The following is a 24,347-nucleotide window of genomic DNA, read 5'->3' as shown; positions in this document are numbered from 1 at the left end:
TCCTAGGAACGGTCTTCCCCGCGGTCACTGTGTTCGCGCGAATGGTGTGCGATGCTCTTGCCCGTGCACGCCTTACGACGTCTGCATGTGCTGGACTGGCTGGCCGGGGGGGTGCTGGCCTGCGGCCTGCTGTGCCTTGCCACGGGGCTGCTGCCGGCGCGGTCGGCGGGGGACGCGATGACGCGCATCGCGCCGCTGCTGGCGTTCCTCGGCACGGTGATCGTGCTGGCCGAGCTCACCAGCAGGGCCGAGGTGTTCGACGTGGTCGCCTCGTGGGTGGCGCGGGCGGGTCGCGGAAGTTACGCGATGCTGTTCGTGTTGTGCGTGGTGTTCGCCTCCCTCACGACGGTCACCCTCAACCTCGACACGACGGCGGTGCTGCTGACGCCGGTGATGCTGGCCCTGGCGTCCCGGGTGGGGATCGCGGCGGTGCCGCTGGCGATGACGACGGTGTGGCTGGCCAACACCGCGAGCCTGCTGCTGCCGGTGTCCAACCTGACGAACCTGCTGGCCGCCGACCGTGTGGCGCTCTCCCCCGCGGGCCTGGCCGCGCGCATGTGGGCGCCGCAACTGGCCTCCGTGGCGGTGACGATGGGCTGCCTGTGGCTGTTCTACTGGCGGCGCGGAGTGCGGGGCGCCGAGGTCTACGAGCCGCCCGCGCCGCACCGGCCGGCGGACCGGGTGCTGTTCCGGGTGTGCGCCCTGGCCTGCGCGGGGTTCCTGCTGGCCATCCTGGTCGACGCCGTGCCGCTGTGGGCCGCGTCGGCGGCGGCGGCCGCGGTCGCCGTGGGGGCCTTCGCGCTGCGGGAGCGGTCCGCGCTGCGGCCGTCGCTGGTGCCCTGGCGCCTGCTGATACTCGTACCGGGGCTGTTCCTCGTGGTGGAGACCGTCGACGTCAACGGCCTGCACAAGCTGCTGGCGGCCGCGGTGGGGACGGACGGCGCGCTGCCGGGGATGCTGCGGGCGGCGGCGGTCGGCGGCGGGCTGTCCAACGTGCTCAACAACCTCCCGGTCTACCTGGCCGGGGAGTCGGCGGTCCCGGTGGACAACCACGATCAGCTGCTGGCGCTGCTGGTGGGCACCAACGTGGGGCCGGTGGTGACGCCGTGGGCGTCGCTGGCGACCCTGCTGTGGTTCGAACGCTGTCACGCGCAGGGGGTCGGGGTGTCGTTCGGGCGGTTCGTGGCCACGGGCGCGGTGCTCGCCGTCACCGCCGTGCCGGCGGCCGTGGCCGCGCTGGCCCTCACGGGGTGAGCACGGGCGGGCGGCCGTTGTCCGCGCGGCGGGTGAGCAGGCCGAGGAGGTAGGGCATGTCCTCGGGCCGGCCCGCGACGAAACTGCGGTCGGTATCGGGGCCGCCGACGCCGCCCCGGAAGGCGCCGCCGTCCAGCGCCCGGATCTCCAGGCCCGCCTCGGCCGCCAGCAGCGCGCCCGCCGGGAGGTCGATGGCCTCGGCGCGGTAGCCGACGAAGCCGTCGATGTCGCCGCGGGCGAGCATCGCCCAGGCCAGCAGGGGCGCCCACAGCTGCAGCAGGCGGCGGCAGCGCGCCTCCAGCGCGTCCTTGAGCGCGTGGGCGACGGGGTCGCGGCGGCCGACGGCGTGCCCCTGGGTCCAGGCGAGCAGCGGCCCGGAGGGCGACAGCGGCGCGCGGGGGCCGGTGAGCCGGCCGCGCGGGCCGTAGGCGCCGCCGCCCTCCGACGCCGTCCACGTCCGCTCGGTCACGGGGTCGTGGACCACGCCGACCACGGGGCGGTCGTCGACGCACAGGGCGACCCCGACGACGTAGGCGGGCAGCCCGATGACGACGTTGTTGCTGCCGTCGAGCGGGTCCACCAGCCAGGTGCGGCGCGTGCCGGCGTCCGCCGCGCCCGTCGCGCCCGCCTCCTCGGCGAGGATCCGGTCGTGCGGATAGCGCTCCCGGATCCGGCGCACCACCAGGCGTTCGGCCAGCAGGTCGAGATCGGTGACCACGTCGCCCGCGTCGCCCTTGGCGCGGACGTCGTAGTCGTCCTGGAAGCGCGAGCGCAGCAGCGCCCCGGCCTCCCGGGCGGCGTCTACGGCCAGCCGGCGTTCCGCCGCGTACGGCCCGGCCGGCGGGGCCGGGGAGCGGGGGCTGTCGTCATCCGGAAGGGTGCCCATGGATCCTCCTGAGGACGGTGCGCGCCGTCCGGGCGGTCCGCTCGGCGCCGCATGTCTGTCGTACCACCCGGTGGACGGTGCCATGCACCGGCCCGAGGCTGAGGTCGTGCCGGCCGGGCAGCGCGCGCCCGAGCAGCAGGGTGGCGGCGAAGGTGCCGGGCGGCACCACGGTGGCGTGGAAGTGCCCGGCCGGGAGGGTGTAGATCTCGCCGCCGACGCTGGTCTCCTCGGGGCCGGACTCATAGGTCACCAGGCGTGGGGTCGGCCGGATCTCGTCCACGGACGAGGCGCCGCTGTGCACTTCGTAGACGCGGTGGGTGGGCCGCTCGGGGTTCTCGCGCACCCGGACCCGCAGATTGCCGACCTCCCCGTACAGCACGCAGCTGGCCAGGTCCCAGCTGTGCGCGTGGACGGGCGAGGTGGTCAGGGCGGCGGCCTGCCGCGCGCCGGGGCCGAAGACGTGGACGCAGACCCCGCGTTCCCCCTCCCGCTCCACGGGCAGGCACAGGAAGCCCAGCGGGTGGCGCACGGCCCGCAGTTCGCGCCGCCCGGAGGCGATCTCCTCGAGGGCCGCGGCGGCGGCGCCCAGCAGCGTGCCCGTTCCCCCGGTGCCGTCGCGGGCCCGGGCCATGGCCTCTTCGATCAGTCCGTACTCCACGGGACGACGCACTGGGGAGTTCACCTCCGGTACGGATTCTCCGCGTGCAGTGCCTTGTCGATGATGTCGCCGACGTCACCGTCGGTGAAGGCGGCGGGGAGCGGCAGCGCGAGCCGGTCGAAGAGCCGCAGCACCTCGTCGACGGTCGGTTCCTCGCTCAGCGGCTCGGTGCGGCTGAGGTCGAGGGTGTGGGCCTGTTCGCGGCTCTGGTGGAGCTCGGTGACGTAGTAGTCGTACAGCGGCCGGTCCCGCTCCACGAGCAGATTGACGCGCTGGGGGTCGTCCTGAGTGATGATCAGGCAGGACGAGGAGAGGTCGAAGCGGAGGGTGGGGACGACCGAGGAGAGATAGACGTCGACCTCCAGGGTGTCCAGGCGCTGGCGGTACCAGCAGGCGGCGAGCACCGTGGCGAAGGATTCCTTGCGGGTGCGCTCGGCGCTCCAGGCCTCGGCCGGCACGGCATGCAGCCGGTGGGCGAAGGTCTGCCGGAAGCGGGCGTAGGCCGCGCAGGCCTGCTCGTCGGCGGGGTTGACGATGTCGATCTTCATGGTGAGGGAGCGGCGCTGGCGCTGCGCCTCCCTGACGCACACCGGCAGGGTCACCGCACGCAGGTACGTGCCCGTGCCGCCCTTGAACACCCAGCGGTCGGTGTTCAGCCGGGCCCGGTCCAGGGCGCTCTCGAGCTCGGCGCCGGAGAGCGAGCGCACCATGGTCAGGTCCTCGAGGGCGTGCCGGGTGCCGCTCATCGCCTCCCTGATGTCGACGACCCGGCGCCGCCGCTCGGTCAGCGTCCCGAACACCAGCGCCGCCAGGACCAGCAGGATGGCACCGGAGGTGACATTGCTGTCGATCTTCTGGTCGAGGATGTCCAGGGTGCCGATGATCAGGGCGGCGGCCATGGCGACGACGCCGTCGAGATTGCGCAGGGTCCAGGCGACGGCCTGTTCGATCCCGCGTCCCAGTTCAGCAGTTCGGCGCGCCATGGCCCACGACCTCTCCCCCGGTTACGGCAATCGTAGGATCGGTGCCTGGCCGAAAGCCAGGCTGTGGATCAGCCGTTGACGACCCGCAGGGTCGTCGGCCAGCCATTTCTGTCGAGGGTGCGGAAGAGGCTCTTGATGTCCTGCGGGCTGAGTTTGACGCAGCCGTGGGAGGCGTAGTCGCCGGCGCCGTCCCAGCGCAGGCCCTCCGGGCCGGCCTGGCTTCCCTGGCCTCCGGCGCGGGTCATCTCGCTGTGGATGAACAGCTCGGTCCGGTTGATTCCCTGGTAGCAGAGCTTGTTGCCCAGCTCGATGGCGTAGCCCTTGATGAGGTTCCCGTCGTAGGCGGTGTGGTGCCGGCCGAGCGGATACGTGCCGTTGGGCAGCCAGCCGCGTCCGCGTTCGCACTCCTTGTCGTTGACTCCCGACCCGGCGCGGTAGACCGCGACGGTCCGGTTGTTCCGCACGACGCTCAGCCGGGAGTCGGTGGGCGAGTACTTCGTGAACTGCAGCCGGGTGGGCTCGGGGGCGGCCGCCGCCCGCCCCGAGGGGGCGGCGGCGAGCAGGGCGACGGCGGCCAGGGCCGCGGCCAGGGAGCCGCCGCGCACGACGGAGGCCGTGCGCGGCGGTGAGGTGGAGGACATCGTCGGCTCTCCTGGGTCTGCGCGTCTCGGACGCGGACGGAGCGGCCCGTCACCCCTGTTCTTCGGGGTGGGCCGGCGGCTCGGTGGGGGCCCACGGCGCGGGGCCGAAGAGGACGGCCCGGGCGATGGACGGTGCGAACAGGGCGGTGGTCGGGGCGGTGAGGGACAGCACGCCCCGGAAGACCTCGCCGACGCGCGGGTCGCCGGTGGCACGCTGCTGCACGCGCCGCAGGTACCAGTCGGCGGGCCGGTCGATGGCCCGGGGGCGCAGCGCGTTGCCGGTGGCGCCCGGCATGTTCTTGTCCGCCCCCGCCGATATCTCCCACGCCTGCCGGACGGCGTCGAACAGGGCCTTCTGCACGCGCCGCGTCGTGGGCACCCGGCGCCCTCCGGCCAGGGCGTCGCGGAGGACGACGGCGCTGAGCGCGGCCACCGACATGCCCTGCCCGTAGACGGGGTTGAAGGAGCACAGGGCCTCGCCGATGGCGAGGAAGCCGGCCGGGCGACGGCCCGGGCGGTCGTAGCGGCGCCGGACGTTGCCGGTCTTGCGGTAGCCGTGGATGGGCGTGTCCGGTACCGCCTTCAGCAGCCAGTCGTGCAGGACCGGGTGCGGCAGCCGGGAGGCGAACTCGAGGAAACCGGCCTCGTCGGTGGGCGGTTCGGCGCCGCGCAGGCCGGAGAGGATGACGGACCAGCGGCCGTTCTCCAGCGGCATGAGGATGCCGCCCTGCAGCTGGGCGGGGTTGGGGACGACGAAGATGCCCCGGTAGGGGAGCTCCTCGTCGCGGCCGGAGGAGCGGTAGAAGCGGGTGGCGTACGCCAGGCCGGTCTCGAGGGTCTCCTCGTGCGGCGGCTCGGCGCCCAGGTCGGTCAGCCACTGCGGGGCGCGCGAGGAGCGTCCGGAGGCGTCCACGACGAGGTCGGCCGCCAGGTCGCGGGTGTCCCGTACGCCCGTTCCCCTCTCGCGCAGCCGGACGCCGCGCACGCGGGTGGCGTCGCCGAGCAGGCCGGTCACCTCCACGCCCTCGACGGTGGCGACGCGGGCGCCGGCCAGGACGCGGCGGCGCACCAGCCAGTCGGTCAACGGCCGGGATCCGGTGAGGATGTGAGCGGTCGCCCGCGTACGCCGGTACCAGTGGCCCGCCTGCCACTGCACGACCTCGGTGGGCATGCCCACGCTCGGCGAGCCGTGCTCGCGCATCTCGTCGAGGATGCCCGGCAGCAGGTCCTCCAGCGCCCGCTGGCCGCTCTCCAGCATGACGTGCGTGTGCTTGTCCTGCGGCACGCCGGCTCGGGACTCGGGGCCGTCGGGGAAGCGGTCCCGCTCCACCAGCGTCACCTTGTCGGCGTGCGCGCTCAGCACGTGCGCCGCGAGGAGGCCGGCCAGGCCGCCCCCGATGACGACGGCGTGGCGCGGTGCCCGCCCGCCCACGGCCCGCAGGCCGTGGTCCCGTGCCGTGACGTCCGCGTCCGCTGTGTTCTCCATGCCCACCCCATCCGGTCGTCCGGGCTGTCAACTGCCCGTGTGGGCAACGGTACCGGCCGGGGGCGGTGCGCCGGACCGGACCCCGCGGAGCTTCGCCTCCCCCTGCGCCCCTCCCGTCACCTCCGTTCCGGCCGGTCACCCGAAGGACCGGTTTTGCCGGTGGCACATCCCCGTACAGCCCTCGCGCGCACCCCACGGGGACAGACTGCAGGAAAAGGGATTGGAAGAACGGGATCGGGGAAAACCGGATCGTTCGCGGAGAAAGGCCGCCTTCATGGCCCCACGGGGAGACGACGGCGAGAGCGGCGGCGCCCCCGCCTCCACCGTCGCGCCGGGTGAACACCTGCGCCGGCTGCGGCAGGAGCGCGGGATGTCGCTGGCAGGGCTGTCCCATCTGGTGCACTACACCAAGAGCTACCTGAGCCGGGTCGAGACCGGCGAGAAGCCGATGACCGCCGAGGTCGCCCGCCGCTGCGAGGGCGCTCTGCGGGCGGGCGGGGAGCTGACCCGGCTCGTCGCCCGCTCGGCGGGCCGGCGCGGGGCGCGCGGGGCACCGCTGGAGGTGTGCCCGTACCGGGGGCTCGCGGCCTTCGGGACCGCCGACGCGGACTGGTTCTTCGGACGCGAACGGGCGACGGCGGCGCTCGTGCGGCTGCTCACCGAGCGGCTGGACGGCTCCGGGCCGACCGCGGTGGTGGCGGCCTCCGGCACGGGGAAGTCGTCGTTGCTGCAGGCCGGGCTGGTGCCCGAGCTGCGCCGGGGCGTGCTGCCGGTGCACGGTTCGAGCCGCTGGCCCGTGGTCACCCTGCAGCCGGGGGAACGGCCGCTGGCGGAGCTCGCGGCCAAGGTCGCGTCCGCCGTCGGGGCCGACCCCGCGGACCTCGCGCGGGTGCTGGCCGACGACGGGCCCGGGGCCTTCGCCCGGGCCGTGCGGGCCGCGCTCGACGCGGCGCCGGGCGGGGAGGGGGAGCCCGTACGGCTGGTGCTCGTCATCGACCAGTTCGAGGAGGTCTTCACCCTCTGCCCGGACGCTCGCGAGCGGGCGGAGTTCATCCGTGCCGGGCACGCGCTGGCGACCGGCCCCGTACCCTCCGACGGCCCGGGCGCCCCGGCGGCGCTGGTGGTGCTCGGCCTGCGCGCCGACTTCTACGGGCGGTGCCTGGCCTTCCCCGAACTGGCCGCCGCCCTGCGGGACGGCCAGCTGCCCCTGGAACCCCTGCGGGCGGCGGAGCTGCGCGACGCCGTGGTGCGGCCCGCGCACGCCGTGGGCCTGGATCTCCAGCCGGGGCTGGTGGAGCTGATCCTGCGCGACCTGGGAGCCGGAGGGGGCGGGGGCGGCGGGGACCGGGAGCCCGGCCACGAGCCGGGCGCCCTGCCGCTGTTGTCCCACGCGTTGCTGGCCACCTGGCAGCGGCGCCGGGACCGCTCGCTGACGGTGGAGGGCTACCAGCAGGCCGGAGGCATCGCCGGGGCGGTGGCGGCCACCGCGGAACGGGCCTACGCGCGGCTGCCCCCGGACCGTCAGGAGGCCGCCAGGTCCGCGCTGCTGCAGCTGGTCCGCGTCGACGCCGACGGCCGGGCCGCCCGCCGCCGGGTGCCGCGCGAACTGCTGGCGCCGGAGACGGTGGAGGAGTTCGCCCGGGCCAGGCTGCTGACCGTCGACGCCGACCGCGTCGCCCTGGCCCACGACGCGGTGCCGCACGCCTGGCCCCGGCTGCGGGAGTGGATCGAGAGCCATGCCGCCCTGCTGCACGGCTGGCAGCGGCTGAGGGCCGCCGCCGAGCAGTGGGACGCGGAAGGCCGCGACCCGGCGCTGCTGCCGCGCGGCGCCCGGCTCGCCGCCGCCCGCGACCTGGCCGCCCACCCCGTCGCCACGGTGACCGGCGTCGAACAGGCCTATCTGGACGCCGCGACCGCGCACGCCGCCGCCGAGCTGGAATCCGAGCGCCGCCGCACCCGGCGGCTGCACCGGCTGCTGGCCTGCCTGGCCGTACTGCTCGTGCTGACCCTGACCGGCGGCGCGGTGGCGCTCCACCAGGGCCGGCGGGCCATGGCCGAGCGGGCCGCGGCCCGCTCGGACGAACTGGCCTTCCGCGCGGCGGCGCTGAGCACCTCCCGGCCGGAGGCTTCGATACTGCTGGCGACCGCCGCGTGGCGGCAGGCGCACACCCCGGCCGCGGCCAGCGCCGTGCTCAGCTCGCAGGCCCAGTCGTACGCCGGACGGCTGACGGGCCACCACGGCCCGGTCCTCGCCGTCGCCTGGCGGCCCGACGGGACCCGGGGCGGCGGCGGCCTGCTGTCGGCCGGGGCGGACGGGACCGTCCGCGCGTGGGACACCGCCCGCTCCCGGCAGGCGCGCGTCGTGGCGCGCGGGCGCGCGCCGGTCGGCGCGCTCGCCGTGGCGCGCGACGACGCCCTGGCCGCCTGGGGCGACGACGCGGGCACGGTGTCGGTCCGGGACACCGGCGCCGGCAGGCCCGTTCCGGTGCCGGCGGGCGCGGCTCACCACGGGCCGGTGCGGGCCGTGGCCCTGTCCGGCGACGGAAAGCTCATGGCAACGGCGGGCAGGGACGGCACGGTGCGGCTCTCCCACCCCCGCGACGGCGCGGCCGGGGTCACGGTGAGCGACCCCGGGCTCGGGCCGCTGTACGCCGTGGCCGTCACCGGCGACGGCGACCGGGTGGCCGCGGCCGGGCTGGACGGCAGGGTGTGGCTTCGCGACGTCCGCGACGGACACGCCCGGCTCATCGGCACGCGGGACCACGGGCAGGTCCACGCGCTCGCCTTCTCCCCCGACGGGCGGCACCTGGCCACGGGCGAATGGCACGACGCCGTCGGACTGTGGAACACCGCGACCGGCGAACGGGAGGCCGCCCTCGAGGGCGCCCAGGACTCGGTCTTCGCCGTCGCGTTCTCCCCCGACGGCACGCGCCTGGCCGCCGCGAGCCAGGACGACACCGCCGCCGTCTGGGACGTCGCCGGGCGGCGCCGCATCGCCCTCCTGGCCAGTCACCTCGGCCCCGTCCACGGCGTCGCGTTCTCGCCCGACGGCCGGTCGCTGGCGACCTCCGGCGAGGACGGCACGCTGCGCCTGTGGTCCCCGCAGTCGTCGGTCAGCGCTCCCCTTCCCGGTACGGCGTGGCTGGACGCGGCCATCGGCCCGGACCGGTCGCTGCTGGCGGCCGCCGGCCACGACGGCACGCTGCGCCTGTGGCGGACGCGCGAGGCCGGGCACCGTACGGTACGGACGCTGCGGGTGTCCCGGGAGCCCGTCCGCGCGGTGGCCTTCAGCCACGACGGTTCGCTGGTCGCGGCCGGTGACCAGCAGGGCGCCGTCACCGTATGGCGCACGGCCGACGCCGTGCGCCCGGCCGGCCCGTACCGGCCGGTGGGCCATTGGCGGGCGCACGGCCGCGCCGTCACGTCCCTGTCCTTCCGGCCCGGCGACGCCGGCTCGCTGGCCACCGGCGGCGAGGACCACACCGCCAGGCTGTGGCGCCTCGCCGGCGGGGCCGCCGAGGAGACCCCCCGGCCGGAGCGGACGTTCGCCGGCCACGACGACGCCGTCTACCGCGTGCTCTTCCTCGACGGCGCCACGCTCGCCACGGGCAGCCTGGACAACACCGCCCGCATCTGGCGGGTGTCCGACGGCCGCGTGCTGCACCGGCTGACCGAACACGCCGACACCGTCCTCGGCCTGGCCGTCGGCCCCACCGGCACCCTCGCCACGGCGAGCCGCGACGACACGGTCAAGCTCTGGAACCCGCGCGACGGGCGGAGCCTGCGCACCCTGGCGGGCCACACGGGCCCGGTCACCTCGGTCGCCTTCAGCCCCGACGGCACGCGCCTGGCGACGGCCGGGCGCGACAACACCGTACGGATCTGGGACGCGCACGAGGGGCGCCTGCTGCTCACCCTGACCGGGCACACCGACCGGGTCCGCTCCGCGGCCTTCGTCTCCGACGAGGGCCCGGTGGTGTCCGTCTCCGAGGACGGTTCGGTGCGCTGGTGGCGGCTCGACGTGCCGGGCGTCCTGGCCGGCACCTGCCGGGCGCTGAGCCGTGTGGACGAGCCCGCCTGGCGCAGGCTGCTGCCCGACGTGGCATACGGCCCCGGCTGCCCCTGAGGAAGACGTCGCAGGTCGAAGGGGGTTGCCCGACCCCCTCTCGCGCAGAGGCAACGGGAAACCCCTGTGCCCGCACCGGTCCGGTCGCCGAAGCTCTGGATGTCGGACATATCCGTCCCGCACCCCTAGCCCCCTAGCCCCCTCGCCCCCTCGCCCCCTCGCCGTCGAAGGAAGCCGGACATGAACCACAGCGCTCCCACGCCCACCGCGCCGCCCCCCGGAGCGGACCGCGACGAGGTCTACGCCTTCACCGTCACCATGGCCGCCTGCCTCGCCCTCGCCCTGGCCGGGCGCGCCTCCCCGGCCGCCCTCACCGACTACGCGGCGGCCCTCACCGGCCTCTACACCGCCTGGCACAACCGCCCCCGGGCGTGACCGTCATGCGCCGCGGACCTCCCGATGGCAGGCTGGACGTATGGCCCGGGCCAACGAGGAGGTCGAGGCGCTGCTGCAGGAGTACGCCGACCTGATCGCGATCACGGGCGGCGACGCCTACAAGGCACGCGCCTACGAAAAGGCCGCCCGCGCCATCGGCGGACACCCCGGCGACGTCTCCGGACTCGACGAGAAGGGCCTGCGCGACATCCCGAACGTCGGCAGGTCCATCGCCGACAAGGTCCTGGAATTCCTGCGCACCGGCCACGTCACGGCACTCGAGGAGACGAGGGCGGACATCCCCGCCGGCGTGCGGGAGCTCATCACCATCCCCACCCTCGGCCCCAAGAAGGCCATGACCCTCTACGACGAGCTGGGCATCGCGTCGGTGGAGGAACTGCTCGACGCCATCCACGAGGAACGACTGCGCGGCCTGAAGGGCTTCGGCGAGAAGACCGAGGCCAACATCGTGCACGGCATCGCCCTCATGCAGAAGGCCGGCGGCGGCCGCATCCTCCTCAGCAGCGCCATGGACGTCGCCGACCAGGTCGTCGCCGCGCTCTCCGCCGTGCCCGGCTGCGAGGGCTGCGCGTACGCCGGCTCGCTGCGCCGCATGCGCGAGACCATCGGCGACGTCGACGTGCTCGTCGCCGCCGAACGGTCGGCCCCGTTCATGGAGGCCTTCACGGCCCTCCCCCACACCGCCGAGGTCATCGCCCACGGCGAGAAGAAGACCTCGGTCCGCACGACCAAGGGCCTGCAGGTCGACCTGCGGGTGCTGCCCCCGGACTCCTGGGGCGCGGGCCTGCTGTACTTCACCGGCTCCAAGGCGCACAACATCCGGGTGCGCGAGATCGCCGTGCGACAGAAGCTCAAGCTCTCGGAGTACGGCCTCTTCCACGTCAAGAGCGGCAAGAAGATCGTGTCCGAGACGGAGGAAGAGGTCTACGCCCGCCTCGGCCTGCCCTGGATCGCACCGACCCTGCGCGAGGACCGGGGCGAGATCGCGGCCGGACTACGGGACGAGCTCCCCGACCTGGTCGAGGAGAGCGACATCCGCGGCGACCTCCACACCCACACCGACCTCACCGACGGCATCGCCCCGCTCGAGGACATGGTGGCCGCGGCGGCGCAGCGCGGCTACGCGTACTACGCGATCACGGACCACGCCCCGAACCTCTACATGCAGCGCATGACCGACGAGAAGATCCTCGCCCAGCGGGAGAAGGTCCGCTCCCTGGACGGCAAGCACCGCAAGATGCGCCTGCTGCACGGTACGGAGTTGAACATCGGTCCGGAGGGCGACCTGGACTGGCCCGACGACTTCCTCGCGGGCTTCGACCTGTGCGTGGCGTCCGTGCACTCGCACTTCAACCAGTCCCGCGAAGAGCTGACCCGTCGGCTCGTACGGGCCTGCGAGAACCCCCACGTGGCCATCATCGGCCACCCCACCACCCGCCAGATCGGCAAACGCCCCGGCATCGACGCCGACTTCGACGCCGTCTTCGAGGCGTGCGGGCGTACGGGCACGGCGCTGGAGATCAACTCCCACCCGCAGCGACTGGACCTGTGCGACGAGGACATCCTGCGGGCGAAACGCTACGGCGTGAAGTTCGCCGTGAACACGGACGCCCACTCGGTGACGCACCTGCCGTACATGCGCTACGGCGTGGGCACCGCGCAGCGGGGGTGGCTGACGAAGGACGACATCATCAACACGTGGCCGCTGCAGAAGCTCAGGCGCTTCCTGCGCCCGGGGGGCCGCTGACTCAGCCGCCCCCCTTCCCCCGCCGTGGCGGGCAGGGCTCAGGCCAGCATGTTCTCGATGAGGTCGGCGGCGCGCGGGGTGCCGCCCTCGGCCCGTGCGGCGGCGCGCAGCCGAGCCGAGCGGCGGGCGACCTCCGCGTCGGTGACCAGGTCGTTCAGGGCCTTCCGCAGGGTGCCGGCGGTGGCTTCCGCGGTGTCGATGCGGCTGGCCACGCCCAGTTCCACGAGCCGGTCGGCGTTCATGAACTGTTCGGCGGCCTGCGGTACGGCGATCATCGGGACGCCTGCCAGCAGTCCCTCGCCGCAGCCGCCCATACCGGCGTGGGTGACGAAGGCATCCGCCTGCTCCAGGATCGCCCGCTGCGGGACCCAGGAGTGCACCTCGACGTTGGGCGGGATGTCGCCGAGTTCCCTCGGATCGGTGTACTTGCCGATCTGGAGGACGACGTGCCAGCCGGGCAGGTTGCCGTAGGCCGCCAGGCACTGGCGGTAGAACTCCGGTTGACGGGTGTACGCCGAGCCCAGGGAGATCAGCAGCACGTTCTCCGCGTCCGCCGGGCGGGTCCAACCGTCCACGCTCGCCGTTGCGTCGAAGCAGGGCCCGACGAAGGTCACCGTGTCGGTGTCGACCCGGTCGGCGTGCGGCTGCATCGCCCGGGTGATCAGGGCCAGGGCCCGCGCGGGGCGGCCGGAGAAGGCGTCCACGTCGGTGGTGGACGCCCCGCAGCCGGCGAGCCACTGGGCGAACTTCGCCCGGTAGGCGTCGGCGCCCGGCAGTCGGCGCAGGTGTGCCGCGACGTCCTGGTCGTAGCCGTCCCAGGCCACGAACGTCGGGGACAGCTGCATGAGGGGCCGGTCCTGCGATTCGGCGAGGGCGCGCGCGGCGTAGGCGCCGATGTCGTACAGGTACAGGTCCGCCGGGTCCTGGTCGTAGGCGGCGCGCAACTGCGGGAGTGCCTGGACGGCATCATCGAGGAAGAGGCCCATCGCGGCGATGGGGTCGTCGGGCCAGTCGTTGTCGGCGACCGGCAGTCGGGATGTGCAGGGGACGAGTTCGGCACCGGTGGCCGCGATCAGGTCGGCCACCGCCGGGTCGTTGGCGTAGGTCACCCGGTGGCCACGGGCCACCAGCTCGCGGATGATCTCAAGGCTGGGCAGGACGTGGCTGACGGCGGGGATGCCGGCCATCGCGATGTGGGCACGGCGACGGGACATGAAAGCTCACCCATTTCAGGTCTACGGCGAAAGCCCGTGCAAGCCGATGCGCCTGCACGGGCATTCCCGCACGCGTCACGCGTGCGGGGTGTCCGGGGCGGCGGCTTCGAGATCGGCGATGCTGCCCGACATGATCGTCCGCACGTGCTCGGTGACGTGCTCCGCGGGCCAGTCCCACCAGGCCACCGCCAGCAGCCGGGCGATGTCCTGGTCGTTGTAGCGGGTGCGGATGAGGCGGGCCGGATTGCCGCCGACGATGCCGTAGTCGGGTACGTCGCTGGTGACCACGGCGCCGGAGGCGATGATCGCCCCATGTCCGATCCGTACGCCCGGCATGATCGTCGTGCCGTGGCCGAACCAGACGTCGTTGCCGACCACGGTGTCCCCTCGGTTGGGCAGGCCGGTGAGCAGGTCGAAGTGTTCGGACCAGGAGCCGCCCATGGAGGGGAAGGGGAAGGTCGAGGGGCCGTCCATACGGTGGTTGGCGCCGTTCATGATGAAACGCACGCCCGTGCCCAGCGCGCAGAACTTGCCGATGATCAGCTTCTCCGGCCCGTAGTGGTAGAGCACGTTGCGCGTCTCGAACGCGGTCGGGTCGTCCGGGTCGTCGTAGTAGGAGTACTCCCCGACCTCGATCAGCGGGGACTTCACGAGCGGCTTGAGCAGCACCACCCGGGGATGCTCGGGCATCGGATGGAGGACCGTCGGGTCGGCAGGCACGGGCATGGGGCAGGGATTCCTCGTCGGTGGCGGGTCGGTGTCCGGTCCATGATCGCGGACCCGCGCCGTCCCAGGAAACCCGTTTACCACCTGCACGAACGCGGCCTGCTGCCTGTCGGCGCTGCCCGGATCCCGTCCGCACCACGCGGGCCGCAGGCGCAGTTCATGGACAGTGCGGACGGCAGTCCCTGCCGTCCGCACTCCCCCGGGCCTGCCGGCCTCAGCCGATACCGGGCTCGATCTTGCCGTGAGCCGTGGCGGGCATGTACTTCTTGCTGCCCTGGTAGTGCACCTCGTAGCCGGAGCCGATCGCGTGCACCCACAGCAACGGGTCGAGGAGGTTCGACCCGCTGTCCAGGTGCGCCACGCCAGTGGCGTCGGTCACCGCGGTACCGATCTGCCGGCCGCTGACGGTGAAGCTGATCGGCTGTCCCTTGATCGGCTCACCGTCGTTGTTGATGAGCGTCCCACTGATCTGGGCCTGCGCCTGGCCGAGCACCGTGCCCTTCACCGTCGCCGCGCTGAGCTGAGGGTATTCCTTCTCCTCGTCGTGCGGCGGCATCGGGTACGGGTAACCCTGCGGCGGGTACGGGTACGGGTACCCCTGGGGCGGGTACGGGTACGGGTAGCCCTGCGGCGGGTACGGGTAGCCCTGTGGCGGCTGGGGGTACCCCTGCGGCGGCTGCGGCGGGTAGTACCCCGGCTGCTGCGGTGGCATGTACGGCTGTGTCACCAGAATGCTCCTAGTGGTCGTTGGAAACGACGGGGCGGTTCTGCCCGGGATGGGCGTGACACTCACCCCTGAGCGTGCGCAGACACCGAAACTCCCAAACCACCCACACAGGGGGCGTATTGCACCAACCAGACGCGCCGGGCCAAAGCCATGAGAGACAGTGCATGCCTCTTATCCAGCTGAAATTGCGCATATATGCTGACGGGATGCGCCAGCCGGCACGGCCGTCAGCACGGGCATGACACAGATTCTCGTGCTCGGCGCCACCGTCAAGACCGGCAAGACCGGCAGCCGCGTCGTCCCCCGCCTCAAGGCCCTTGGCCACACCGTCCGTTGCGCTTCCCGCTCGGCGGCTACCCGTTTCGACTGGACCGACCGCTCCACCTGGGATCCGGCCCTGGCCGGAGCGGAGGCGGTGTACTTCGTCCCGACCGAGACGCTCGGCCTGTCCGAGCGCGCCGAGCCGGCGGACCGGGCGAAGGCGGCCGGGGTCCGGCGGTTCGTCCAGCTGTCCGTACGCGGTCTCGACACCGACGGGAGTGTGCCGGAAACGGAGGCGGCGGTGCGGGAGTCGGGGTCGGAGTGGACGATGGTGCGGCCCTGCTGGTTCTCGCAGGACTTCGCCGCGCCGGACTTCTTCCTGCCGGCCGTCCTCGCCGGCGAGCTCACGACTCCTGCCGGGGACGGCCGTGAACCGTTCGTCGACGTGGAGGACATCGCGGACGTGGTGGTGGCCGCCCTCACCGGCGACGGCCACGCGGGCCGGACCTACGAACTCTCCGGCCCCCGCGCCCTCTCCTTCGCCGAGGCCCTCGCCGTCATCGGCGACGCCGTCGGACGCGAGCTGCGCCACCGCCACCAGGATCCGGCCGCCTACGTCGCCGCCCAGGTCGCGGCGGGTCACGACATCGCGGACGCCGAAGCCGTCGCCTCCTTCCTGGACGGCATACGGCTCGGCGAGGACGACTACATCAGCACCGGTGTGCAGGAGGCACTCGGCCGCGCTCCGCGCTCCTTCGAGGACTACGTGCGGGCGACAGCGCCCACGGGGATCTGGCACCCCTGACCGTCCGCGTGGTCCCGGTGCCGTCAGTCCTGCTCGAGCGCCGCCGCCTCGAGGTGGGCCAGGCCCTTGAGCTGGTCGGCCGTCAGGCCTTCGGGGAGGGGGACCGGGGCGGGGCTGCGCAGGGGTGGCTGCCAGCCGGACTCGCGGTCCCAGGTGCGGACGATCCTGGCGGGGGCGCCGGCGACCACCGCGTGGTCGGGGACCTCGCCGCGGACGACGGCGCCGGCCGCGACGACGACGTTGCGGCCCAGCCGGGCGCCGGGGAGGATGACCGCCCCCGTGCCGATCCAGCTGCCGGGGCCGATCTCCACGGGCGCGCTGCGGGGCCACTGCTTGCCGATGGGCACGTCGGGGTCGTCGTAGCTGTGGTTGGTGGTCGTCACGTAGACGCCGGGGCCGAAGAAGCAGTCGTCGCCGATCGTCAGCGGCGCCTCGGCGACGACGTGGCTGCCGCGGCCGAGGACGACCCCGTTGCCCAGGCGTACGACGGTGTCCTGCCCGAGGTCGAGGTCGGGCATCATGCCGGCGGTGAGGGTGACGCCCTGGCCGATGATGCAGTGGTCGCCCAGTTCGATCCACGCCTCGCCGAAGACGGTGCCCTGGGGGAAGGCGAGCCGGGTGCCGGTGCCGAGGGCGCGGAAGCGGTACGGGCCGGGGCGCTCGGCGCTGACGGCGCCGGCCTCGCGGACCCAGCGCGCGCCGCGGTGCACTGCCCGGGAGACGGCTCGGCGCCTGAGGGCCGCGAGGGAGGAGAACAGGTTCTGCTGTGTCGGCACCCGCTCACCGTACTCAGCGCTCCGCCGCCCGTTGGCCGCCCTGACCTGTGATCTTCGCCCCACGCGCGGCGGCGCGCAGGATGCGGCGGGCCTCGTCGCGGCCGGAGATCAGGGCGCCGTGGACGGTGCTCGCGAAGTCGGCGGTGGTGGCCTCGCCCGCGAAGTGGAGGCGGTCGCCGACGGGGGCGGCGAGGGCGGGGCGGTCGCCGGGGAGGGTGCCGGCGGCGGGGTAGGAGTAGGAGCCGCGGGCGTAGGGGTCGGCGGCCCAGCGGGTGCGGCGGTGTGCGACGGGCTCGGTCACCGCGGCGCCGTAGATGCCGCGCAGGGACGCCAGCGCCTCGCGGACGAGGGCCGCGTCGTCGAGGGTCTCCAGGCGGCGGGCGACGGGTCCGCCGGCCAGGGTGGCCAGGACGGGCGCGCCGAGGACGCGCCGGAGGTCGAACCAGTTGGCGAAGGCGCCGTGGGGGGTGTCCTCCTGGCGGATCAGGTCGGTGTCGTCCCAGAAGGCCGCGGGGAAGCGCAGGTAGAGCTTGTCGTAGACGCCCATGCCCAGGCGTTCGATCGCGTGGCGCTTGGGCTCGGGGAGGGCGGGGGCGAAGGTGACGGTGCCGGCCTTGAGCACCCCGAGGGGCAGGGTGAGCAGGACGCGGTCGGCGACGAAGGTTCCGTGGCCGGCGGTGTGGACCCGCACGCCGGGGCCGTCGTGGTCCACGTGGGTGACCCGGTGGCCGAGGCGTACGTCCAGCCCCTGGGCGAGGTGGTCGGTCAGGCGGTCGTATCCCTGGGGGAAGACGACCTCGTGGCCCGTGAAGTCCTCGCCCTCGAACAGGAACGCCAGCGACAGCTCCTCGAGGCCGGCGCCCCAGTCGTCCTCCACCATGCGGCCGCGCGCCGCGATCACCCGCTCCGCGCGCCCGGGGTCGAGGCCGTCGTCCTCCAGCACCTTCCGCAGGCCGTCGGCCGCGGACTCGCGGTAGTCGGCGTGCTCGGCGCGGGCGGCCAGTGCGCCTGCGGCGGCCTCCTCGTCGGCTTCCCTCTCCAGTGCCTCGGCTCGGGTGAGCCGGCGCCCGTCGGCGGCGTAGGCGGTGACGCCCCGGGGGCTGTCGTAGTCGAAGTCGAGGGTGCCGACGTCGTAGACGACGGTGGGGGCGCCCGCCTCCTCGGCGAGTTCCGTGACGGGGTTGCCGTCGACGCCGTGGATCCAGGACGCGCCCAGGTCGATGCGCACGCCCTCCCAGTCCTCGCTCCACAGCCGGCCGCCGGTGCGCTCCCGTGCCTCGAGCACGGTGACGGCGTGCCCGGCCCGGTGCAGTTCCCGGGCGGCGGCGAGCCCGGCCATGCCGGCGCCGACGACCAGGGTGCGGGTGCCGGCGGGGCGCGGACCGGCCGGGGCGTCCGGGGCGGGAGGGGGATGTGCGGGCATGTCCCCATTACACACCGGGCGCCCGGCGGCTTTACGCGTGGGCCGCGTGGGCAGGCTGATGCGGTGAATGATGACGAATTACTGCGCGGGCTGGGGTACAGCCCGCAACTGAAGCGCCGCATGGGGGCGATGGGGAACTTCGCCGTCTCGTTCTCGGTGATCTCGGTGCTGTCCGGGTGCATGACGCTCTACGGTTTCGGGCTGGCGACCGGCGGCCCGGCGGTGATGGTGTGGGGCTGGGTCGGGGTCGGCGCGATGGTGCTGTTCGTCGCGGCCGGCCTGGCCGAGGTGACCAGTGCCTATCCGACGAGCGGTGCGCTGTACTACATGGCGGACCGGCTGGGCGGCCGCCGCTGGGGCTGGTACACCGGCTGGCTGAACCTGCTGGGCCTGCTCGGCGCGATCGCCGGGATCGACTACGGGGCGGCCCTGTTCGTGGGGGCGTTCGCCGATCTGCAGTGGGGCCTCGCGCCGACCCCCGGCTCGACCCTGGCCGTCTTCTTCTGCGTCCTGCTGCTGCACGCGCTGCTGAACCTCTTCGGCGTCCGGGTGGTGAGCGTCCTCAACGCGGTCAGCGTGTGGTGGCACCTGGCCGGTGTCGCGGTCGTCGTCGGCGTCCTGGCGTTCGTTCCGGCCCACCATCGGACGCCCTCGTTCGTCTTCGGCGAGTTCGTCAACGACACCGGCTGGTCGAATCCCCTCTACGTCACCGCGATCGGGCTGCTGCTGGCGCAGTACACCTTCAGCGGATACGACGCGAGCGCCCACCTGTCGGAGGAGACCACCGGTGCGCAGGTCAACGCGCCCCGGGGCATCATGCGGGCCGTCCTGTGGTCCTGGGTGGCGGGGTTCGTGCTGCTGGTGGGGCTGACGTTCGCCATTCAGGACTACGCCGGCGCCCGGGACACCGCGACCGGCGTGCCGCCCGCCCAGATCTTCCTCGACGCCCTGGGGCCGTCCGGGGCCAAGGCGCTGCTGCTCGTCGTGATCGTCGCCCAGCTCTTCTGCGGCAACGCCGAGGTCGCCGCCTGCTCCCGGATGGTCTTCGCCTTCTCCCGCGACGGCGCGCTGCCCGGCTCGGCGTGGTGGCGGCAGGTGGACCGCCGGACGGGGAGCCCGCGCCGCGCGGTGTGGCTGTCCGTCGCCGTGGCGGGCGTGCTCGCCCTGCCGTCGCTGTACAGCACCACCGCCTACGGGGCGGTCACGGCCGTCAACGTCATCGGGATCACCCCCGCGTACGCCATCCCGATCTACCTCCGGCTGCGCCGCCACGACTCCTTCCGTCCGGGCCCGTGGAACCTCGGGCGCTGGAGCAGGCCGGTGGGCTGGATCGCGGTGGTGTGGGTGGCGGTGGTGACGGTGCTCTTCTGCCTTCCGCAGTCCCGTCCCGAGCACGGCACGCTCTCCGTCGACACCTTCAACTACGCCCCCGTCGCCCTCGGCGCGGTGCTCCTGCTCGCCGCCGTCCGGTGGCGCGTCGCGGGCCGGCGCTCGTACGGGACCCCCGGTGGGAGCGGTGACGGCACCCTGGACCTGGCACGCCCGTTCGGACACACTCATGGCCATGCGATGGACTGACATCGAACAGATCGCGGCGGATCTCGCCGCGCGACACCCCGGCACCAAGCCGCTCACGGTCAAGCCCACGGAGATCCGCGACCGCGTCGCCGCGCTGAGCGGGTTCACCGACGACCCCACGCTGTGCAACCCGCGCATCCTGGAGTCGATTCAGCTGGCCTGGAGCGACAGAGCCAGATGAGGAAGCGCCCGGCGCCCCGGCGGACGGCCGATGCCGTGGGCCGGGGCGCCGGGCGCCGGATTCCGCGGGCGCGGCGCTCTCACGCCGCCGCGGGCGCCGATTCCGCTGCGGCGGCGGCCGCGGCCGACGCGGCCTCGCCCCGGGCGCGGGCGCGCTTGGAGTAGGTGATGGTCCAGGTGATCAGGACGACGGGCATGCCGTAGGACAGGGCGGAGTTGACGCCGACCATGGCCGACGTCGACAGGGCGTAGGACAGGGCGATGCGCGCCGCCGCCTCGACGACGTAGCCCACGCCCCACACCATCGTGATCGTCTTCAGCGTGCGCCGGAAGCCCGGGAGCTGCTCCCACATCCCGTTCCAGCGGGCGACGCCCTCCTTGGTGCCGTCGGTGCCGAACTTGCGGCCCAGGTAGAACATCAGCGGCCGCGGCGTGGCCAGGCTGACCAGGCAGACCACGCCGAACAGTCCGGTGACGGCCGAGTCCTTGACCAGCAGCAGCCGGGTGGAGTGCGGGCCGATGCCGGTGACGACGAGCGTCAGCACCATGAAGATCATCGTGATGACGGCGAACTCGTCGATCCGGCGGTGCCAGATCAGGTACACGACGGTGTCCGCCAGCGGCCAGAGGCCGGAGACCGCCAGGGCGGCGAACTCGCTCCAGCCGCGGTCGGTCAGCTGGTTGTACGTGACGATCGGCAGCACCACGTTGAAGACGATCGACACGATCCAGCTGAGTGCGGTGGTCGTACTGAAGCGCCGGTCCGGCGCGGAAGGCTGAGCAGACACAGGTCCCCCGAAGTGAAAACGCGTAACAAACCGCACGGACCATAGGGGGAAGATCCACTTCCGCACAACTCCCGGTACTCCGGGTACGTCACCAGGTCACCCACAGTTCCTCGGGACCGCGGTTGATCGACCCGCGCCGCCATCGCATCTGGTCGTGACCGACGGCCAGGCGCAGGCGGGGGAAGCGCTCCAGCAGGGTCGCGAGCATGACCTCGGCCTCCATGCGGGTCAGCATCGCGCCGACGCAGTAGTGCGCGCCGTGGCCGAACGACAGGTTGGGGGCCTCGTCGCGGGAGAGGTCGAGCCGGTCGGGTTCGGTGAAGACGGTGGAGTCCCGGTTGGCCGCGAGGTAGGACACGTAGACCACGTCGCCGTCGCGGATCACGGCCTCGCCGACCTCCAGCTCGCCGGTGGCGATGCGCGGCAGGCCGACGCCGTTGCGGTGCGGGATGAAGCGCAGCAGTTCCTCGACGGCCTGCGGCAGCAGCGAGGGCTCCGCCCGCAGCTTCTCGAGCTGTTCGGGGTGGGTCAGCAGGGCGTAGACCATGTTGGAGACCTGGTTGCGCACGGCGTCCATGCCGTTGAGCACCAGCATCACGGCGAGCGAGATCAGCTCCGGCATGCTGAGCCCGCCGTCGGCCTGTTCGGCCACCAGGGCGCTGAAGAGGTCGTCGCCGGGGTGTTCGGTGCGGTGCCGGGCCATCCCGCGGAAGTAGTCGGCGATCTCGCGCTTGACCGCGTCGCTCTCCTGCTGCGAATGGCTGCTGGAGAGGATGACGCCCCGCCAGGCCTGCAGCCGGTCGATGTCGTGGGACGGGACCCCGAGCAGGTCCCCGATCAGCTGGGCGGGCAGCGGCCCGGTCAGGTGCTCGGCCAGGTCGGCCGGCGGACCCTGTTCCAGCATCCGGCCGGTCATGCGCTCGGCGAGCTCCCGGGCCCGGGGGCGCAGGGCCTCCACCCGCTTGCGGCCGAAGGTCTGGGCGACCAGGCGGCGCAGCCGGGTGTGGTCCGGCGGGTCGGTGCGGCCGATGCCGCCGGCGGGCGCGACCACGTGCGGGGTCATGCTGGTGACCGGCCGGTCCACGGTGAGGGCGCGGCTCATCCGGGGGTCGGCGGCGACGATTTTGACGTCCTCGTACCGCGTCACCAGCCAGGCGTCGCCCTCGCCGAAGCGCATCTTGACGCGGGCCACCGGCTCCTCGCGCAGCAGGCGGTGCAGCAGCGGGTCGAACTCCAGGCCGGGCAGGTGGTCCACGGGCCAGTCGTACACCACCTCACCGGGCCGCTGCCGGGCCGGACAGGCTTCCTCGGTCATGGGTCGCTCCCCGTCTCGTGCCGGCCGTCTCCTGCCGGAACCGGTCATGGGCCGCACAGCGGACAGCCCCGTACGAGATGGGTATTCCCGCTGTGGTGAGGCTTGTCCCGATGTCGGCGGATTACACCCGCAGGTGTGAGGGCCGATGTCACAGCGGCCGGCGGCGCAGCCGGCCGGGGGTGGTGTCCAGGCGTTCCCTGAGCAGGGTGGTGAGCGTGGTGACGTTCTCGTAGCCGACGCGGCGGGCGACGACGTCCGTCGGCAGGGTGGTGGTCCGCAGCAGCTGGACGGCCTGCTCCAGGCGGATGCGCTGGGCGAAGCGCAGGGGCGAGACGCCCAGCACGCGGTCCACCGCGCGCTGCAGGGTGCGTTCGCCGGTGCCCAGGGCGCGGGCGACGTCGGCGATCCGCAGCGGCTGTTCGAGGTGCTCGCGCACCCAGCGTTCGAACGCGCCGACGGTCGGGTCGGTGCGCGCCAGGTGGCCGGGCACGGCGTAACCGGCCTGGCCGGTCCTGCTGTCGATCAGGAGGTAACGGGCGGTGAGGTCGGCGAGGGCGGGGCTGGCCCCGCGGACCAGGCCGAGAGCCAGGTCCAGGTGGGCCATGGCGGCCCCGGCGGTGGTGATGCCGGGCGCGTGGGTGAGCAGGTGGGTCTCGTCGAGGGTCACGCCGGGGTAGCGCCGGCGGAAGTGCGGTGCCAGCCACCAGCTGGTGGTGGCCGGCAGCCCCTCGAGGACGCCGCTCTCGGCGAGCAGGTAGGTCCCGGTGCACGCGGCCGCCAGCGGCACGCCGTCGGCGCGGGCCTGCCGCACGGCGTCCAGCGCGGGCCGCCGCTCGGCGGAGCCGGCCCATTCCTCGAGCGGCCCGGGCCGCGTGTGCCCGACGCCGGGCACCACCACGGCGTCGGGTCCGCGCGCGGCCCCCGGAGCGACGGTGTCCACCAGATGGCCCGCGGCCGTGCGCACCGGTCCGTTCTCGCCGACGCAGCTCACCCGCCACGGCGGCGGGGGCTGCGGCAGTTCCTCGCGCAGTTCGTTGGCCGTCCGCAGGACGTCGAGCACCGCGGAGAGCCCGGAGTCGAAGACACGGTCCATGACCAGCACGGAGATTCTCACGCCGGGAACGGTAGGTGACGCGCCCCGTCCGCCACCGGGGACACGACCGACACATCCATAGGTTGATCACACCGGCCGCGCACCCCACCGGCGACGAGCGGAGGACTACGTCCTCCGGCCGGGGTCGAAGACCTTACGACCAGCGGTGTAGGGCCCAGGACCGTTACGCCGGCGGCGGCCGGAAGCCTAGCCTCGGGCCATGGATACGACGAACGGCACCCTCGACGAAGCCCTGCAGCGTCTCCACCGGTCGGGCCCCGAGTTCCAGGGCTACCTGAGCAATCACGGCCCCATGGCGGTGGAGGCGCTCGTCCGCAACGGCCATGCCCCCACCGTCCACCACTGGCTCGACACCTACGAGACCAAGCTGGAGGACCTGCCCCCCGCGCGGACCCCCATCGGCGACGACGACTGGCGCGAAGCGCTCGGCGATCAGGGCCGGGTCACCGACTGGACCGGCTACTTCTCCCGGCGCATCGCCGAGCGGCCCTGGCAGGAGGTCCTCACCGAGTGGTGGCCCCGGCTCCTGCCCGGCATCGCCGGCGCCGCGACCCACCCCGCCATCCGCGTCGGCCACGCCGTGCGCGCCCTCCTGCGCGACGGCGAGGACACCACACGCCTGTCCGAACTGGCCCACGCCCTCGGCTACTGGGCCGCCCGCCACACCCTCCTGCCCGTCACCGTCACCCCCTCCGGCGGCGCGACGCCCGCCGACGCCCTCGCCGCCCTCCCCCGCGTCGCCGAGCGGAACCTGCTGCCCCAGCTCGGCTACGACCAGCTGCCCACCACCCCCGGCTGGCTCGGGGCCGCCGAGTCGCTGTACGTCCCCGAGAACCCGGACGCGGTCCGCGACCGGCTCGCCGACCTCGTCCGCGCCGCCACCCTCACCTACGCCACCCACGGCCACGGCTCGCCCGTCATGCTCGTCCACGCCGCCACCGCCCCGAACGCGGTGCTGCGCACGCTGCCCGCCCTCCCCCGGGAGCTGTGGGGACTCTCGCTCACCGTCGCCTGGGCGGCGACCGCCGCGATCACCTCCATCTACGCGGCCGACGAGCCCCTGCCCCCGCCCGGCGCCTCCTCCCTCACCCCCGAGGAGGTCTTCGAGCGGGCCGCGGCGCACGGCGACGCACACGTCATCAAGTTCGCGGACACCGCGCTCGACGTGGCCGCCGCCTCGGAGGACGGCGACGACCGCGCCCTCGCCGCCGCGCTCAACGCCGTACGGCTGATCGACGGCGACTGATCGCCCCCGCGCGCGTC

21 protein-coding genes are annotated in these 24,347 nt (G+C 73.8%); 8 read left to right on the top strand and 13 right to left on the bottom strand.

Annotated features, from left to right (window positions below; all coding sequences use genetic code 11):
* Positions 1-63: 63 nt before the first annotated feature.
* Positions 64-1,254 (top strand): ArsB/NhaD family transporter, encoded by a 1,191-nt coding sequence (locus tag IE295_RS07435; protein WP_224323160.1) that lies wholly within the window; start codon positions 64-66, stop codon positions 1,252-1,254.
* Here IE295_RS07435 and IE295_RS07430 read toward each other — a convergent pair.
* The 5 genes from IE295_RS07430 to IE295_RS07410 form a co-directional block, all read right to left on the bottom strand.
* Positions 1,244-2,140, bottom strand: a complete 897-nt coding sequence (locus tag IE295_RS07430; RefSeq protein WP_190062706.1) for an inositol monophosphatase family protein — start codon at positions 2,138-2,140, stop codon at positions 1,244-1,246. The genes IE295_RS07435 and IE295_RS07430 overlap by 11 nt on opposite strands.
* Entirely contained in the window at positions 2,121-2,810 is a 690-nt protein-coding gene (locus IE295_RS07425; RefSeq protein ID WP_190062705.1) for a hypothetical protein, read from the bottom strand. Before IE295_RS07425 ends, IE295_RS07430 begins: the two co-directional genes overlap by 20 nt.
* Before the next feature lie 8 nt (positions 2,811-2,818).
* Complete coding sequence (locus tag IE295_RS07420) at positions 2,819-3,781, bottom strand: hypothetical protein (RefSeq protein ID WP_190062704.1); 963 nt, start codon at positions 3,779-3,781, stop codon at positions 2,819-2,821.
* 68 nt (positions 3,782-3,849) lie between these two features.
* The gene (locus IE295_RS07415; protein WP_190062703.1) at positions 3,850-4,422 is read right to left on the bottom strand and encodes a L,D-transpeptidase; all 573 of its coding nucleotides are present in this window, start codon (positions 4,420-4,422) and stop codon (positions 3,850-3,852) included.
* A gap of 49 nt (positions 4,423-4,471) precedes the next feature.
* Complete coding sequence (locus IE295_RS07410; RefSeq protein ID WP_190062702.1) at positions 4,472-5,908, bottom strand: NAD(P)/FAD-dependent oxidoreductase; 1,437 nt, start codon at positions 5,906-5,908, stop codon at positions 4,472-4,474.
* Positions 5,909-6,182: 274 nt separating this feature from the next.
* Here IE295_RS07410 and IE295_RS07405 point away from each other — a divergent pair, with 274 nt between their 5' ends.
* From IE295_RS07405 to polX, 3 genes are all read left to right on the top strand, one after another.
* Positions 6,183-10,034, top strand: a complete 3,852-nt coding sequence (locus tag IE295_RS07405) for an nSTAND1 domain-containing NTPase (protein WP_190062701.1) — start codon at positions 6,183-6,185, stop codon at positions 10,032-10,034.
* Between the two features lie 180 nt (positions 10,035-10,214).
* On the top strand, positions 10,215-10,409 hold the full coding sequence (locus IE295_RS07400) for a hypothetical protein (protein WP_190062700.1): 195 nt from the start codon (positions 10,215-10,217) through the stop codon (positions 10,407-10,409).
* Positions 10,410-10,449: 40 nt separating this feature from the next.
* Positions 10,450-12,177: a DNA polymerase/3'-5' exonuclease PolX gene (gene polX, locus IE295_RS07395; protein WP_190062699.1), complete on the top strand. Its 1,728-nt coding sequence runs from the start codon at positions 10,450-10,452 to the stop codon at positions 12,175-12,177.
* Between the two features lie 38 nt (positions 12,178-12,215).
* Here the strand turns inward: polX and IE295_RS07390 are convergent, their stop codons facing one another.
* The 3 genes from IE295_RS07390 to IE295_RS07380 all read right to left on the bottom strand — a co-directional run bounded on the left by IE295_RS07390 (position 12,216) and on the right by IE295_RS07380 (position 14,844).
* Positions 12,216-13,391 (bottom strand): macrolide family glycosyltransferase, encoded by a 1,176-nt coding sequence (locus tag IE295_RS07390; protein ID WP_224323159.1) that lies wholly within the window; start codon positions 13,389-13,391, stop codon positions 12,216-12,218.
* Between the two features lie 75 nt (positions 13,392-13,466).
* Positions 13,467-14,117: a CatB-related O-acetyltransferase gene (locus IE295_RS07385; protein ID WP_190062698.1), complete on the bottom strand. Its 651-nt coding sequence runs from the start codon at positions 14,115-14,117 to the stop codon at positions 13,467-13,469.
* Between the two features lie 214 nt (positions 14,118-14,331).
* Complete coding sequence (locus IE295_RS07380; RefSeq protein WP_190062697.1) at positions 14,332-14,844, bottom strand: Ig-like domain-containing protein; 513 nt, start codon at positions 14,842-14,844, stop codon at positions 14,332-14,334.
* 238 nt (positions 14,845-15,082) lie between these two features.
* Here IE295_RS07380 and IE295_RS34095 point away from each other — a divergent pair, with 238 nt between their 5' ends.
* Complete coding sequence (locus IE295_RS34095) at positions 15,083-15,910, top strand: NAD(P)H-binding protein (RefSeq protein WP_190062696.1); 828 nt, start codon at positions 15,083-15,085, stop codon at positions 15,908-15,910.
* A gap of 23 nt (positions 15,911-15,933) precedes the next feature.
* Here the strand turns inward: IE295_RS34095 and IE295_RS07370 are convergent, their stop codons facing one another.
* Together IE295_RS07370 and IE295_RS07365 are read right to left on the bottom strand one after the other, a co-directional pair.
* A complete protein-coding gene (locus IE295_RS07370; protein ID WP_190062695.1) occupies positions 15,934-16,686 on the bottom strand; it encodes an acyltransferase in 753 nt (250 codons plus the stop codon).
* A 13-nt stretch (positions 16,687-16,699) separates the two neighbouring features.
* Positions 16,700-18,109 carry a flavin monoamine oxidase family protein gene (locus IE295_RS07365; RefSeq protein WP_190062694.1) on the bottom strand — a complete coding sequence of 470 codons (1,410 nt, stop codon included), beginning with the start codon at positions 18,107-18,109 and terminating at the stop codon, positions 16,700-16,702.
* Between the two features lie 120 nt (positions 18,110-18,229).
* Here IE295_RS07365 and IE295_RS07360 point away from each other — a divergent pair, with 120 nt between their 5' ends.
* Both IE295_RS07360 and iscX read left to right on the top strand, forming a co-directional pair.
* Positions 18,230-19,687 (top strand): amino acid permease, encoded by a 1,458-nt coding sequence (locus IE295_RS07360; RefSeq protein WP_224323169.1) that lies wholly within the window; start codon positions 18,230-18,232, stop codon positions 19,685-19,687.
* Complete coding sequence (gene iscX / locus IE295_RS07355) at positions 19,674-19,868, top strand: Fe-S cluster assembly protein IscX (RefSeq protein ID WP_190062692.1); 195 nt, start codon at positions 19,674-19,676, stop codon at positions 19,866-19,868. The genes IE295_RS07360 and iscX overlap by 14 nt, the downstream gene beginning before the upstream one ends.
* Positions 19,869-19,947: 79 nt before the next feature.
* Here iscX and IE295_RS07350 read toward each other — a convergent pair whose 3' ends face one another.
* From IE295_RS07350 to IE295_RS07340, 3 genes are all read right to left on the bottom strand, one after another.
* A complete protein-coding gene (locus IE295_RS07350; RefSeq protein WP_190062691.1) occupies positions 19,948-20,655 on the bottom strand; it encodes a VC0807 family protein in 708 nt (235 codons plus the stop codon).
* An 88-nt stretch (positions 20,656-20,743) separates the two neighbouring features.
* Positions 20,744-21,970 (bottom strand): cytochrome P450, encoded by a 1,227-nt coding sequence (locus IE295_RS07345; RefSeq protein ID WP_190062690.1) that lies wholly within the window; start codon positions 21,968-21,970, stop codon positions 20,744-20,746.
* A 148-nt stretch (positions 21,971-22,118) separates the two neighbouring features.
* Positions 22,119-23,084 (bottom strand): GlxA family transcriptional regulator, encoded by a 966-nt coding sequence (locus IE295_RS07340; protein ID WP_190062689.1) that lies wholly within the window; start codon positions 23,082-23,084, stop codon positions 22,119-22,121.
* A gap of 199 nt (positions 23,085-23,283) precedes the next feature.
* Here IE295_RS07340 and IE295_RS07335 point away from each other — a divergent pair, with 199 nt between their 5' ends.
* Positions 23,284-24,330 carry a questin oxidase family protein gene (locus tag IE295_RS07335; protein WP_190062688.1) on the top strand — a complete coding sequence of 349 codons (1,047 nt, stop codon included), beginning with the start codon at positions 23,284-23,286 and terminating at the stop codon, positions 24,328-24,330.
* Positions 24,331-24,347: the final 17 nt, after the last annotated feature.

The sequence above is a fragment of the Streptomyces griseocarneus genome (genome assembly GCF_014655595.1).
Lineage (GTDB): Bacteria > Actinomycetota > Actinomycetes > Streptomycetales > Streptomycetaceae > Streptomyces > Streptomyces griseocarneus.
This window is presented reverse-complemented; position numbering and strand designations above follow the sequence as displayed.